10 protein-coding genes are annotated in these 13793 nt (G+C 74.3%); 6 read left to right on the forward strand and 4 right to left on the reverse strand.

From position 1 onward, the window contains the following. Positions 1 to 202 precede the first annotated feature (202 nt). The 3 genes from ACIQCH_RS11010 to ACIQCH_RS11020 are packed head-to-tail and all read left to right on the forward strand — an operon-like array spanning position 203 to position 3973. The gene (locus ACIQCH_RS11010; RefSeq protein ID WP_402580266.1) at positions 203 to 1243 is read left to right on the forward strand and encodes an ATP-binding cassette domain-containing protein; all 1041 of its coding nucleotides are present in this window, start codon (positions 203 to 205) and stop codon (positions 1241 to 1243) included. Further along, positions 1230 to 3314 carry a YhgE/Pip family protein gene (locus ACIQCH_RS11015; RefSeq protein WP_402580268.1) on the forward strand — a complete coding sequence of 695 codons (2085 nt, stop codon included), beginning with the start codon at positions 1230 to 1232 and terminating at the stop codon, positions 3312 to 3314. Before ACIQCH_RS11010 ends, ACIQCH_RS11015 begins: the two co-directional genes overlap by 14 nt. 11 nt (positions 3315 to 3325) lie before the next feature. Further along, positions 3326 to 3973: a TetR/AcrR family transcriptional regulator gene (locus ACIQCH_RS11020; protein ID WP_402580270.1), complete on the forward strand. Its 648-nt coding sequence runs from the start codon at positions 3326 to 3328 to the stop codon at positions 3971 to 3973. Positions 3974 to 4416: 443 nt separating this feature from the next. Here ACIQCH_RS11020 and ACIQCH_RS11025 read toward each other — a convergent pair whose 3' ends face one another. From ACIQCH_RS11025 to ACIQCH_RS11040, 4 genes are all read right to left on the reverse strand, one after another. Continuing rightward, complete coding sequence (locus ACIQCH_RS11025) at positions 4417 to 6837, reverse strand: transglutaminaseTgpA domain-containing protein (RefSeq protein WP_402580272.1); 2421 nt, start codon at positions 6835 to 6837, stop codon at positions 4417 to 4419. Further along, the gene (locus tag ACIQCH_RS11030) at positions 6834 to 8174 is read right to left on the reverse strand and encodes a DUF58 domain-containing protein (RefSeq protein ID WP_402580274.1); all 1341 of its coding nucleotides are present in this window, start codon (positions 8172 to 8174) and stop codon (positions 6834 to 6836) included. Before ACIQCH_RS11030 ends, ACIQCH_RS11025 begins: the two co-directional genes overlap by 4 nt. Beyond that, the gene (locus tag ACIQCH_RS11035; RefSeq protein ID WP_402580276.1) at positions 8174 to 9217 is read right to left on the reverse strand and encodes an AAA family ATPase; all 1044 of its coding nucleotides are present in this window, start codon (positions 9215 to 9217) and stop codon (positions 8174 to 8176) included. The genes ACIQCH_RS11030 and ACIQCH_RS11035 overlap by 1 nt, the downstream gene beginning before the upstream one ends. A 185-nt stretch (positions 9218 to 9402) precedes the next feature. After that, positions 9403 to 9948 carry a beta-class carbonic anhydrase gene (locus ACIQCH_RS11040; RefSeq protein ID WP_402580278.1) on the reverse strand — a complete coding sequence of 182 codons (546 nt, stop codon included), beginning with the start codon at positions 9946 to 9948 and terminating at the stop codon, positions 9403 to 9405. Between the two features lie 323 nt (positions 9949 to 10271). On the opposite strand from ACIQCH_RS11040, the gene rsmH reads away from it, so the two are divergent. From rsmH to ACIQCH_RS11055, 3 genes are read left to right on the forward strand one after another with little or no spacing between them, the layout of a single operon-like run. Further along, positions 10272 to 11228, forward strand: a complete 957-nt coding sequence (gene rsmH, locus ACIQCH_RS11045; RefSeq protein ID WP_402580280.1) for a 16S rRNA (cytosine(1402)-N(4))-methyltransferase RsmH — start codon at positions 10272 to 10274, stop codon at positions 11226 to 11228. Positions 11229 to 11285: 57 nt separating this feature from the next. Further along, positions 11286 to 11783 (forward strand): septum formation initiator family protein, encoded by a 498-nt coding sequence (locus ACIQCH_RS11050; protein ID WP_402580478.1) that lies wholly within the window; start codon positions 11286 to 11288, stop codon positions 11781 to 11783. A 3-nt stretch (positions 11784 to 11786) separates the two neighbouring features. Next, a complete protein-coding gene (locus ACIQCH_RS11055; protein ID WP_402580282.1) occupies positions 11787 to 13760 on the forward strand; it encodes a peptidoglycan D,D-transpeptidase FtsI family protein in 1974 nt (657 codons plus the stop codon). Positions 13761 to 13793 lie beyond the last annotated feature (33 nt).

Consider the following 13793-nt stretch of genomic DNA (forward strand, 5'->3'; position numbering starts at 1 on the left):
TACGCGGTTCGCGGGCCCCCTTCCGGCGGGGAGCTCCGCACGGATCCATCGTGACGTCCGCCACTGACAATCCACCTGACCTGCGGTTTTGCCGGGGGTCTGGGCGTGCGCCGGGGGGAAGGCGGGCCGCCCGCGGTGGGGCTTCCACGAAGCGTGATAGTTTTTGAACTGACTGGTCAGTTCAAAAAGAGGGGGGACGGGCGTGGACAGCCCGCACGGCGCGGCCGTCAAGGCCGCGGACTTCGGGATGAAGGGCCCGCGAGGCTGGGTCTTCCGGGGCGTGGACGTCGATGCCGCACCGGGCTCGCTGATCGCCGTCGAGGGCCCGTCCGGCTCCGGGCGCACCTGCCTGCTGCTCGCCCTGACCGGCCGGATGAAGCCCACCGCCGGCCACGCCGAGGTCGACGGCCACCGACTGCCGAAGAAGATGGGCGCGGTCCGCCGGCTCAGCGCGCTGGGCCCGGTGCCCGGGGTCACCGACCTCGACCCGTCCCTGACCGTGGCCGAGCAGCTGCGCGAGCGCGCGCTGCTCCAGCGCCGCTACGACGGCCCGGTACGCGCCCTGCTCCGCCCGCGCGGCGAGCGCGTCGCGGGCACCGCCCGGCGGATCGACGAGGCCCTCGCCGCGGTCGGCCTGGACGTGGCGGCGCTGCCCAAGGGTGCCCGCACCTCGGTCCGCGACCTGGAGCGCCTGGAGCAACTGCGGCTCTCGCTGGCCCTGGCGCTGATGTCGCAGCCCCGGCTCGTGGCCGTGGACGACACCGACCTCAAGCTCTCCGACGCCGAGCGGGCCGAGGCCTGGGCCCTGCTGCGCTCCCTCGCCGACCGCGGTACGACCGTGCTCGCCGTCTGCAGCGAGGCCCCCGAGGGTGCGGTCGTCGTCCGCACCGCCGCCGCGCCCGACTCCACCGCCCGGCCCGAGCCCTCCGCCGCGCCTGAGGCTGCGGCCGAGCCGGAGCCGGAGCCCGAGCCCGAGCCCGAGCCGGAGCCGGAGCCCGAGGCCGAGCCGCAGCCCAAGACGGAGCGCGAGCCGGATCCCGAGCCCGAGCCCGAGCCGGATTCCGAGACGGAGCCCGAGCCCGAGGTCGAGCCGGAGCCGGAGTCGAACACCGAGCCCGACTCCGCCCCCGACCCCCAGCCCGCGACCGCGGCGCGGCCCGGGGAGGCCTCCCCCACCGAGGGCGACCGCAAGTCCAAGACCCGTACCACCGCCCGGAAGGGGACGTCCGATGCGCTCGCCTAGGCTCGCCGCGCTTGAGCTCAAGCGCTTCGGCAGGGGGAAGCTGCCGCGCGCCGCCCTGGTGGCCCTGCTCCTGCTCCCGCTGCTGTACGGCGCCCTGTACCTGTGCTCGTTCTGGGACCCGTACAGCCGTCTCGACAAGCTCCCGGTCGCCCTCGTGAACGCCGACAAGGGCGCGACGGTCGACGGCAAGGAGCTCGCGGCCGGCGACGAGATCGCCCGCAAGCTGCACGAGAGCCGGATCTTCGACTGGCGCGACGTGAGCGCCTCCGAGGCGGCCAAGGGCGTCGAGGACGGCACGTACTACCTCTCGCTGACCATGCCCGCCGACTTCAGCACCCGGCTGGCCTCCAGCGCCGGCGACAACCCGGAGACCGGCGCGCTCCAGGTGCGTACCAACGACGCGAACAACTACATCGTCGGCTCGATCTCCAAGACGGTCTTCTCCGAGGTGCGCGCCTCGGCCTCGCGCAGCACCTCGCGCGGCTTCCTCGACAAGATCTTCATCTCGTTCTCCGACATGCACGACCAGACCCTGAAGGCCGCCGAGGGCGCCGACACGCTCAAGAGCGGCATCGGCAAGGCCAAGCAGGGCGCGTCCGACCTCGCCGACGGGCTCACCACCGCCAAGGACGGCAGCAGCGACCTCGCCTCGGGCCTGCGCAAGCTCGACGGGGCCGCCGGCCAGTTGGAGACCGGCGCCCGGCAGATCGCCAGCGGCACCCAGACCCTGGCCGGCAAGGTGAACACCACGGCCGACAAGGCCCGCCCGTTCCTGCGCAACAACATCAAGACGATCGCCGACGCGGCCGAACTGACCGCCGACACGGCCAAGGTGGTCCGCAACCACCTGGACACGTTCGCCGAGCACGCCCCCGGCGCCGCCCGCGCCAGCAAGCGCGTGTCCGACGGCCTCGCCGACTACTACCGCGACCACTGCTCCGGCGGCGACACGACCGTCACCGGCTGCGACCGGGTCAAGAAGCTCCGCGACGACGCCGCCGAGGCCGCCGAGCTCTCCGGTGACGTCAACGACCTCGTGCAGGACAGCGGCGGCGACCTGAAGAAGCTCGACGCCCAGCTGAAGGAGCTGGAGAAGCAGGCCCGCCGCCTGGAGAGCGGCGCCCCCAACCTGGCCAACGACCTCGACGCGGCCGTCGAGAAGGTCAACGCGCTCAACTCCGGCGCCCACAAGGTCGCCTCCGGCCTGGGCAAGCTCCACACGGGCCTGGCCTCCGCCCACTCCGGCTCGAACGTCCTCGACGCGGGCGTCGGCAAGCTCAAGAGCGGCGCCCACCGCCTCGACAGCGGCATGTACAAGCTGGTGGACGGCTCCGGCGAACTCGCCGGCGGCCTCCACAAGGGTGCGGACCAGATCCCCGACTACGACGAGCAGGAGCGCGACCAGCGCACCGAGGTCATGGCCGACCCGGTCCAGCTCGCGGCCAAGTCCCTGCACAAGGCGCCGAACTACGGCACCGGCTTCGCCCCGTACTTCATCCCGCTCTCCCTCTGGGTCGGCGCCATGGTGGCGTACATGCTCATCCAGCCGATGAACCGGCGCGCCCTCGCGGCCGGCGCCTCCGCCTGGCGGATCGCGCTCGCCGGCTGGCTGCCGGTGGCGGCCCTCGGCGTCCTGCAGGTGGCCGCGCTGATGTCCGTACTGCACTGGGCCCTGGGTCTGGAGATGGCCCGGGCGGCCGGCACGATCGGCTTCCTGGTCCTGGTCACCGGCTGCTTCGCCGCCATCGTGCAGTGGCTCAACGCCCGCTTCGGGGCGGCCGGCCGGATCCTGGTCCTCGCGGTGCTGATGCTCCAGCTGACCTCGGCGGGCGGCACGTACCCCGTCCAGACCAGCCCCGGCTTCTTCAACGCCATCCACCCCTACCTGCCGATGTCGTACATCGTCGACGCGCTGCGCCGGCTCATCACCGGCGGTCCGCTGGACCCGGTCTGGCAGGCGTGCGCGGTCCTGGTGGCCTTCACCGCCGGAGCCCTCGCGCTCACCGCCCTCGCCGCGCGCGGCAAGCAGGTGTGGACCCTCGACCGTCTGCACCCGGACCTGAGCCTGTGAGAATCACCGCCATGGAAAGCAGCAGCACGGACACCGGCGGCACCTCCCGCCGCCAGGCGACGCGGCAGAAGCTCTACGAGGCCGCCGTCACGCTCATCGCCGAACAGGGCTTCTCCGCCACCACGGTGGACGAGATCGCCGAGCGGGCGGGAGTGGCGAAGGGCACCGTCTACTACAACTTCGCCAGCAAGACCGTCCTCTTCGAGGAGCTGCTGCGGCACGGCGTCGGCCTGCTGACCGCCTCGCTGCGGTCCGCGGCCGAGGAGGTCCGCCGGCGCGGCGGCGGCAGCGTCGAGGCGCTGGACGAGATGATCCGGGCCGGCCTGGTCTTCATCGACGCCTACCCGGCCTTCACGCAGCTGTACGTCGCCGAGCTCTGGCGCACGAACCGCACCTGGCAGCCGACCCTGATGGTGGTCCGGGGCGAGGCCGTGGCCGTCGTCGAGTCGGTGCTCCGCGAGGGCGTCGAACGGGGCGAGCTGAGCGCGGAGATCGACGTGCAGCTGACCGCGGCCGCGCTGGTCGGCATGGTGCTGGTGGCGGCTCTCGACTGGCAGTCCTTCCAGCGCGAACGGTCGCTGGACGACGTGCACTCGGCCCTGTCGCTGCTGCTGCGCGGCCGGGTCTCGGGCACCGGCAGCCCGGCGTCGGGAGCGTAGGGGCCACGCCCCAGGAAGCGGACCAAAACGTTCCGAATGGACCCGGTCGGCGGTCGTTCCGGCCGGGTCCGGGCACGTAGAACTGAGTATCCGTACCTAGACGCACAGATGAGTAGGTACGCGGATGGGCCCGCACCCGGATGGACGGGAGAGTGGACCCAGCGGAAGGGGAGCCCGAACCGCGCCGCCGACACGGGGCGGCGGAGCGGATCGGGCCCTCGAATGCGTCCCGGAGAGCGCCGACCACGCCTCCGGGAGGGGGAAACGGTCCGTAGGACCGGAAGAACGCCGGTGCGGTGGGGCTCGGGGGGATCGAGCCTCACCGCACCGGCGTTCTTCGCGTTCCAGAGCCGGGCGACTCCAGGTCCGGGCCACCTCCGGTCCGGGCTGCTCCCGGCCCGGTCGGCGACCGGACCCTCAGCGCCCGGTCGGCGACCGGACCCTCAGCGCCCGGTCAGCGACCGCACCCGCTCCGGCAGCCGCGCCCGCAGCCGGGCCCGTACCGCGCCCCACCGGACCTGCGCCGCCCACAGCACCCGCACCGCCGACCGCGGCGCCAGCCGGGCCCGCAGCCGCGTGCGTCCGCCGACGCCGACCAGCAGCGCCGCGGCGGCCGCCGACACGTCCGCCGCCAGGTCCGCTCCCGCGGCGGTGGCCGGCCGGGCCAGTGTCGCCGTACCGCCGCCGGGCGCACCGCCGCCGGGTGCCGGAGCCGGCGCGTACAGCGTCCGCTCCACCGCCCCGGCCACCCGGTGCACGCTCTCCGCCGCGACCACGTCCAGCCCGCCGAGCCGCACGATCCGCCGCGCCGCACCCCGCGGCGACAGCGCCTCGTCCGGTTCGATCCCCACGTCCCAGGCCGCGTCGCCCAGCTCCCGCCAGGCCTCCAGCGGATCCGCCGAGGCCAGCCGCCGGGCCCGTACCCGCGAACGCCACAGCATCGGCAGCAGCGGCAGCCCCGCCACCACCAGCACTGCCAGCACCACCAGCACGACCGACAGCAACGACGGACCGTCCTCGCCCCGGTCCGCGGCCACGCCCGCCGTGGCCCCGCCGCACTCGCCCAACCGCCGCAGCTGGTCCGGGCACTGATCGGCCTTCGACGGTGCCGGCGCCGGGGCGTCCGTCCGCCCCGGAACCTCCGCCGCCGGGTCCGACGGCTGCGCGGAGGGCAGGTCGGGCCGGGTGTACGCGGGGGTGCTGCCGCGCGACGGCGTGGGCTCGAACCGGGTCCAGCCCACCCCCTCGAAGTACAGCTCGGGCCAGGCGTGCGCGTCCCGCAGCCCCACCGACCAACTGCCGTCAGCCCGCTGCGAGCCCGCCGTGAAGCCCACCGCCACCCGCGCCGGGATGCGCAGCGTGCGCGCCATCGCGGCCATCGAGAAGGAGAAGTGCACGCAGAAGCCCTGCTTGTCCTTCAGGAAGCGGGCGATCGCCGCCGTCCCGGACCCCGAACTGCCGCGGGTGGTGTACGTGAACCCGCCGTTCTCGGCGAACCAGTCCTGCAGCCGCACCGCCCGCTCGTAGTCGGTCCGGGCGCCCTTGGTGACCTCCAGCGCCGTCCGCTCCACCGACTCCGGCAGGCTCTCCGGCACCTGGGTGTACTCGGCCAGCAGCTCCGCCGGCGGCCGCGGCGCCCCGGCCAGCTGCTGCGCCGTCGGCTGCAGCTGCAGGCTGCGCACCGTGTACTGCGCCCCCCGCGTGCTCTGCCCGCGGTCGCCCACCAGCGTCCGGCCCACCGGCTCGAACCGCCACTTGCCCTTCACGTCCACCTGCGTGGCCGGGTACGGCATCGGCAGGTACGTCTGCGCGTACCAGCCGGCCGCCGACACGCTGGTGCGCACCTCGCGCGTGGGCGTGGACGGGCTCAGCCCCGGCGGGTTCGGCAGCCGGTCCGGCACCGCCGTGATCTCCCGCTCCGAGGTCTTCCACGACTGCCCGTCGAACTCGTCGAGCGCCACGATCCGCAGGTACTGCTCGGTGGTCCGGCCGCTGTCGGTGCGGTAGCGCAGCACCTCCTTGTCCTCGGGCACGTTCAGGCTGCTCTGCAGCGACACCAGCGGGTTGACCGCCGAGATCGTCCCGCCGCCCAGCCCGTCGCCGTCCCCCGGACCCGTGCCGCCCAGCAGACCGCCCTCCAGCGCCGGCAGGCCGGCCGGCACCAGCAGCGCGACGCCCAGCGCCAGCGCGCCCAGCCGCCGCCCCGTCCGTACGGGCGCCACCGCGCCCCCGCCCGCGGTCAGCCCGGCGTTGCTGCGGCCCTTCGGGGCGCCCCCGAAGACCCGGCCCCACTGCGAGAGCCGGTCCCGGCCCTCGGCCAGGAGCAGCAGCAGGTACCCGGCCCCGGCCAGCAGGAACCACAGCCAGTCCGCCCCGCCCTGCGAGAGCCCGGCGGCCACCGAGTACAGCGCCAGCAGCGGCAGGCCGGCCGCCGCCGCCGTGCGGAACGTGACCGCCAGCACGTCCACCAGCAGCCCGATCACCAGCACGCCGGTCAGCAGCATCAGCCGGATGCCGTCCGTGAGCGGGGCGGGCATCGCGAAGTGCCCGATGTCCGTGGCGCCCTGCTCGTACAGGTCGGCGAAGTCCCGCACCGCGGCCGGTCCGGGCAGCACGCCGAACAGCGCGTGCTCGCCGACGAACAGCAGCGTCAGCAGCAGCAGCGACACCAGCACCTGCGCCACCAGGGTCAGCGACCGGGCCAGCGGCACCCGCCGCGCACCCATCCCCACCCCGGCCTGGATCGCGACCAGCACCACGGCCTGCGGGAACCAGGTCGCCGGATGCACCAGCGGCAGCAGCGAACCGGCCGTCAGCAGTGTGGCCGCCAGCGCGCACAGCGTCAGTCTCGCCCGGCTGCTCATGCCCAACCCCCCGAAGTACCGCGGCCCGCGGGGGCGTTCCCCGCCTGCCGCCACAGGTCCGCGAACGGCGCGCCGGGCAGCGCGGCGACCGCCGTCCAGCCCGTCTCGCGCAGCCGCTGCAGCCGTCCCTCCACCGCGCCCGCGCTCCTGCCGGGTCCCTCGCCCGCCCAGGCCGCCGGGTCCAGCACGAAGGCCACCGCCGCGCCGGTGCGCGGACGCAGCTTCGCCGCCAGTTCCACCTGCGCGTCGTCCAGGTCGCCGAGGAAGGCCAGCAGCAGCCCCTCCTCGCCGCCCCGCAGCGCGTCGTGCGCGCGCGAGAGCCCGGCCCCGTCGGAGTGCCCGACCACGGCCAGCATGTCCATCATCATCCCGGCCGCCGCGGCCGACTCCTGGCCGCCGGCGGAGAAGCTGCCCGCGCCCTCGCCGCCCACCGCGTCGCCGGTGTCCGTCAGCAGCCGCACCGAGAAGCCGCGCTCCAGCAGGTGCAGCAGTACCGAGGCGGCGCCCGACACGGCCCACTCGAAGGCCGAGTCCGGGCCCGCGCCCTGGTAGGCGATGCGCCGGGTGTCCAGCAGCACGGTGGCCCGGGCCCGCTGCGGCTGCTCCTCGCGGCGCACCATCAGTTCGCCGTAGCGGGCGGTGGAGCGCCAGTGCACCCGGCGCAGGTCGTCGCCGTGCCGGTAGCCGCGCGGGATGACGTCGTCGTCGCCGGCCAGCGCCAGGGAGCGCTGCCGGCCGTCGCCGTACCCGGAGGCCTCGCCGGCCAGCCGCACCGCGGGCAGCGGCTCGGTGCGCGGTATGACCGTCAGGGTGTCGTACGCCGTGAACGAGCGGGTGAGCTCCACCAGCCCGAAGGGGTCCGTCAGCCGCAGCTGGAGCGGCCCCAGCGGGTAGCGGCCGCGCAGGTCCGAGCGCACCCGGTACGAGACCTCCCGGCGGCCGCCGCCCTCGACCCGGTCCAGCACGAAGCGGGGCCGGGGCCCGAGCACGTACGGCACCCGGTCCTGCAGCATCAGCAGACCGGTGGGCAGCCGCGAGACGTTGTTCATGCGCAGCTGCACCCGGGCCTCGGCGCCCGCCGGCACCCGGCCCGGGCTGAGCACGCGGGTCGAGGCCACCCGGTGCTTGGTGCGGTGCAGCGCGACCGCGCACAGCAGCGGCAGCGCGGCGAGCAGCAGCCCGACCCGCAGCAGGTCGGGCTGGCCCAGCACGTACGCGCACACCCCGGCCGCCACGCCGGCCGCCAGGAAGGAGCGGCCCCGCGTGGTCAGGCCGGACAGCGCGGCCCGCAGCCCGTCCCGGCCGGACCCGTCGGACGGACGCGTTCCGTTCGCCATCAGTAGCCCCGGCCGCCCGGGGACCGCTCGCCGAACGCCTGCTCCTGGAACCGGGGCGCGGTGGCCTGGCTGCGCACGGCGGCGTTGGGCACGGGGGTGCGCTGGAGGACGTCGGCGACGACCTGCTCGGCGGTGCGCCGGTTCAGCTGGGCCTGCGCGGTGGGCAGCAGACGGTGCGCGAGCACCGGGGCGGCCAGGGCCTGCACGTCGTCGGGGAGCACGTAGTCGCGGCCGGCGAGGGCGGCGGAGGCCTTGACCGCGCGCAGCAGGTGCAGCGTGGCGCGGGGGGAGGCGCCCAGGCGCAGGTCGGGGTGGTTGCGGGTGGCGGCGACGAGGTCGACGACGTAGCGCCGTACCGGCTCGGCGACGTACACCTCCCGCACCGCCTCTATGAGCTTGACGATGTCGTGCGCGTGCGCCACCGGCTGCAGGTCCTCCAGCGGGGAGACCGAGCCGTGCACGTCGAGCATCCGCAGCTCGGCCTCGGGGCTGGGGTAGCCGACCGAGACGCGGGCCATGAAGCGGTCGCGCTGGGCCTCGGGGAGCGGGTAGGTGCCCTCCATCTCCACCGGGTTCTGGGTGGCGACCACCATGAACGGGCTGGGCAGCGGGTACGTCTCGCCGTCGATGGTGACCTGGCGCTCCTCGAGCGATTCGAGCAGCGCGGACTGGGTCTTGGGCGAGGCGCGGTTGATCTCGTCGCCGATCACGATCTGCGAGAAGATCGCGCCGGGCTTGAACTCGAACTCGCGGCGCTGCTGGTCCCAGATGCTGACGCCCGTGATGTCGGACGGCAGCAGGTCCGGGGTGAACTGGATGCGCTGCACCGAGCAGTCGATGGACCGCGCCAGCGCCTTGGCCAGCATGGTCTTGCCGACGCCCGGCACGTCCTCGATGAGCAGGTGCCCCTCGGCGAGCAGCACCACCAGCGAAAGCCGCACGACCTCGGGCTTGCCCTCGATCACCCGCTCCACCGACCCGCGCACCCGCTCGGCGGTGCTGGTCAGATCAGCGAGGCTCGCTCGATCGTCAAAGGTCGTCACCCGGCCCTCCTCGGCCCTTTCACGGGCCGAACGCCCATTTGCGCATCACCGGCCCACCGCGAACTCACGGACGTCCGCCGGAAGGGGTTCCGGGCAGGCGTCACCCCGCATTCTTGACGGCGCGACGCCCTGCTGTCACGTGCCCGGGGTTTCCCCTCCCGGGCGGGGGAGGGGGGACCGGCCCCTCAGGCAGCCGGGTCGATCTCCCGCAGGAGGCCGGTGTGCACGTCGAAGACGAAGCCGCGGACGTCGTCGGTGTGCAGGAGGAAGGGGTTGGTGCGGACCCGCTGCATGGACTGGCGGACGTCCTGGTCGACGTCGCGGAAGGCCTCGACGGCCCAGGCCGGGCGCTGGCCGACCTCCTCCTCCAGGTCGTGGCGGAAGTCCTCGGTCAGGCTCTCCAGACCGCAGCCGGTGTGGTGGACGAGTATCACCGAGCGGGTACCCAGGGCGCGCTGGCTGATGGTGAGCGAGCGGATCACGTCGTCGGTGACCACGCCGCCCGCGTTGCGGATCGTGTGGCAGTCGCCGAGCTGGAGGCCGAGCGCCTTGTGCAGGTCGAGTCGGGCATCCATGCACGCCACGACGGCCACGTGCAGGACAGGCTTGGCGTCCATGCCGGGGTCGGTGAAGCCCTCGGCGTACGTCCGGTTCGCCTCGACGAGGCGGTTGATGACGGTGCCGGGCGTCGAGGGTGCGGACTCTGTCGGCAGGGATGCGGATGTCGTCATGCCTACGACGTTAGTGCTCACGCTCGAGCGCAGCAGGTGTGAGGGTGGACAAAGCCGGTCAACGAACCTTGTTGTGAGGTAACCCACAGGGACGGCCCGACCTGGCCCGTTCGAGTGGTGCGGGGCATGTGTCGGGTTGGCTGCACCGGGGCGCACGACGCGCGGGCCGGTGCCCCGATCCCGCGCACCCGTGGACTAAAGTGACGCGAACCGGCCGGTACCCCGGGCCCCGCCCGCGGCACCGGCCGCACGAGTAATCCCCCCGCGTGCGCGGCGCGTACGGCCATGTACCCGCAGGCCGCGCCGTTACCTGAGAGGGTGCATTGAGCGAGACCCGCCACGTCCCGGTGATGCTCCAGCGGTGCCTGGACCTGTTGGCCCCGGCCCTGGAACGACCCGGGGCGGTGGTCGTCGACTGCACCCTGGGCCTGGGCGGCCACAGCGAGGCCCTGCTCACGCAGTTCCCCGGGGTCCACCTCGTCGCCCTGGACCGCGACAAGGAGGCGCTGCGGCTCTCGGGCGAGCGCCTCGCGCCGTTCGGCGACCGCGCCACCCTCGTCCACGCCGTGTACGACGAGCTGCCCGAGGTGCTGGAGCGGCTCGGCATCCCGCGCGTCGACGGCGTCCTGTTCGACCTCGGCGTCTCCTCCATGCAGCTCGACGAGGCCGACCGGGGCTTCGCGTACGCCCAGGACGCCCCGCTCGACATGCGCATGGACCAGAGCACCGGCATGAGCGCCGCCGAGGTCCTCAACACGTACCCGGCCGGCGAGTTGGTCCGCATCCTGCGCGCCTACGGCGAGGAGAAGCAGGCCAAGCGGATCGTCTCGGCGATCGTCCGCGAGCGCGAGAAGGAACCCTTCAGCAACAGCGCCCGGCTCGTCGAGCTGATCCGCGACGCCCTCCCGCAGGCCGCCAAGCGCACCGGCGGCAACCCGGCCAAGCGCACCTTCCAGGCGCTGCGCATCGAGGTCAACCGGGAGCTGGCGGTCCTGGAGCGGGCGATCCCGGCCGCGGTGGCGGCCCTGGCCGTGGGCGGCCGGATCGCCGTGCTGTCGTACCACTCCCTCGAGGACCGCCTGGTCAAGACCGTCTTCGCGGCCGGCGCCGCGAGCACCGCGCCGCCCGGACTGCCGGTCGTACCGGAGAAGTACCAGCCCAAGCTGAAGCTGCTGACCCGCGGTGCGGAGCTGCCGACCGAGGAGGAGGTCGCGCAGAACCGGCGGGCCGCCCCCGCCCGGCTGCGCGGCGCCCAGCGCATCCGCGAGGAGAACCTGTGAGGCCCGGACCGCGTCCGCGACGTCCCGGGAGGCGCGTGTGACCGGGAGGCGCGTGTGGTGATCAGGCGGAGCGGCCCGGCGACCCGGCCGGGCCGGAAGGGGCAGGGCGCCGGCGCTGCCAAGGGCGCGGCCGCCCAGGCCGCCCGCACCCCGTTCGTCCTGCTGGTCGTGGCCCTGCTCGGCGGCGGCCTGATCACCCTGCTGCTGCTGAACTCCGCCCTGAACGAGGGCTCCTTCCAGCTCAGCCGGCTCAAGAAGGAGACCACCTCCCTCACCGACGAGCAGCAGGCCCTGCAGCGCGACGTCGACTCCTACTCGGCCCCCGACGCCCTCGAACGCCAGGCCCGCCGGCTCGGCCTGGTCGCGGGCGGCAGCCCCGTCTTCCTCGGCCCGGACGGCAAGGTCGGCGGCGTCCCGAGCCCCGCCGCGCGGCCCACCGCCCCCGCCACCCAGGCCGACCCGGCCGCGCAGGCCGTCCCGCCCGCCCCGCCGTCCCAGGCCCCCGCCACCGATCCGAGCCCCGTCACGAAGCCCGCACCGACTCCCGGCAGGTGACCCGTGAGCCCCAAGGAACCCCCGCGGCGGCGCGTGCCCGGCCCCGCCCGCCCCCGGCCCGGGGAGCGCCGCCCCTCCGCCCGCCCCACGGCGCGCCGGCCCCGCCCGGCCGCCCCCGACCGCGCCCCGCACACGATCCGGCTGGGCAGCCCCCGGCCCCGGCTCCGGCTGGTCAGCCTGGGCCTGACGCTGGTGATGGCCGCGTTCGTCGTACGACTGCTCCAGGTCCAGGCGGTCGACGCCGCCGAGTACTCCGCGCAGGCCGAGAAGAACCGCTACGCCAGCTACACCATCGCCGCCGAGCGCGGCAGGATCACCGACCGCCGCGGCATCGCGCTCGCCACCAGCGTGGACGCCTACGACATCACCGCGGACCCCTCGATGTTCACGCCGAAGGGCAGCGGCGCCCCCGACGCCCCCGCCCAGGCGGCCGCCCTGCTCGCCCCCATGCTCGGCAAGGACGCCGGCGACCTGGCCGCCCGCCTGAAGACCCCCAAGTCCCGGTACGTGGTCCTGGCCCGTCGCCAGACCCCCCAGGTCTGGAACCAGATCAAGGACCTCAAGCGCGTCTTCGCCGACAAGGCGCAGACCGACAAGCGGGCCGGCGGCCCCGGCGCGAACGTCCTCGCGGGCGTGTTCCAGGAGCCCAGCAGCAAGCGCGTGTACCCCAACGGGGACCTGGCCGCCGGGATACTGGGCTACGTCAACGCCGAGGGCAAGGGCGCCGGCGGCCTGGAGTCCCAGCTCGACGAGCGGCTCGCGGGCAAGGACGGCGAACTGCGCTACGCCCAGTCCGGCGGCCGCCGCGTGCCCACCGCCGGCTCGCGCGAGAAGCCCGCGGTGCCCGGCTCCGACATCGAGCTGACCATCGACCGTGACATCCAGTGGGCCGCCCAGGACGCGATCACCGAGCAGGTACGGGCGTCCGGGGCCGACCGCGGGTACGTCGTCGTCCAGGACACGCAGACCGGCGAGGTGCTGGCGATGGCCAACGCCCCCGGCTTCGATCCCAACGACCTCAGCAAGGCGCGGTCCGCCGCCATGGGCAACGCGGCCCTGCAGGACGCGTACGAGCCCGGCTCCACCGCCAAGGTCTTGTCCATGGCCGCCGTGCTGGAGGAGAAGGTCGCCGGCCCGCTCACCCAGGTCACCGTCCCCAACCGGCTGCACCGCGGCGACCGGCTCTTCAAGGACGACATCGACCACCCGACCTGGTTCCTGACCCTGAACGGCGTCCTGGCCAAGTCCAGCAACATCGGCACCATCCTGGCCACCGGGCAGCTCGGCAAGACCCAGGCCGACGTGAACGAGACCCTGTACGGCTACCTGACCCGCTTCGGCCTCGGGCAGCCCACCGGCCTGGAGTTCCCCGGCGAGACCCGCGGCATCCTGGCCCGGCCCTCCGAGTGGTCCACCTCGCAGCAGTTCACGATCCCTTTCGGCCAAGGCCTCTCCCTCAGCGCCATGCAGGCCGCGTCCGTGTACTCGACCGTGGCCAACGGCGGCGTCCGCATCCAGCCCACCCTCGTACGCGGCTACAAGGGCCCCGACGGCCGCTTCACCGCGGCCCCCGCGCCCCAGAAGACCCGCGTGATCAGCGAGGAGACCGCCAAGACGCTGGCCACCATGCTGGAGTCCGTGGTCGACGACCGGGAGGGCACCGGCACCAAGGCCCGCATCCCCGGCTACCGCGTCGGCGGCAAGACCGGCACGGCCAACCGGGTGGATCCGGCCACCGGCCGCTACAACGGCTACACGGCGTCCTTCGCCGGCTTCGCCCCCGCCGACAAGCCCCGGATCACGGTCTACTGCGCCATCCAGAACCCCACGCGGGGCAGCCACTTCGGCGGCCAGATCTGCGGCCCCATCTACAAGAAGGTCATGGAGTTCGCCCTCAAGAGCCTCCAGATCGCCCCCACCGGCACCGCTCCCGCGAACCTGCCGACCACCTTCACCCCCGGCCGCCCGAGCCGGTGAGACCCGGCCGGCCGGACCGCCCGGCCGGCGACG

It is taken from the genome of Streptomyces sp. NPDC093225 (genome assembly GCF_044753805.1).
In the GTDB taxonomy this organism is placed as follows: domain Bacteria; phylum Actinomycetota; class Actinomycetes; order Streptomycetales; family Streptomycetaceae; genus Streptomyces.

Excerpts from the sequence above, each read along its gene's own strand:
- ACIQCH_RS11015 (WP_402580268.1), top strand. The coding sequence starts at position 1,230 with ATGCGCTCGCCTAGGCTCGCCGCGCTTGAGCTCAAGCGCTTCGGCAGG.
- ACIQCH_RS11030 (WP_402580274.1), bottom strand. The coding sequence starts at position 8,174 with ATGGCGAACGGAACGCGTCCGTCCGACGGGTCCGGCCGGGACGGGCTG.
- ACIQCH_RS11040 (WP_402580278.1), bottom strand. The coding sequence starts at position 9,948 with ATGACGACATCCGCATCCCTGCCGACAGAGTCCGCACCCTCGACGCCC.
- ACIQCH_RS11025 (WP_402580272.1), bottom strand. The coding sequence starts at position 6,837 with ATGAGCAGCCGGGCGAGACTGACGCTGTGCGCGCTGGCGGCCACACTG.
- ACIQCH_RS11020 (WP_402580270.1), top strand. The coding sequence starts at position 3,326 with ATGGAAAGCAGCAGCACGGACACCGGCGGCACCTCCCGCCGCCAGGCG.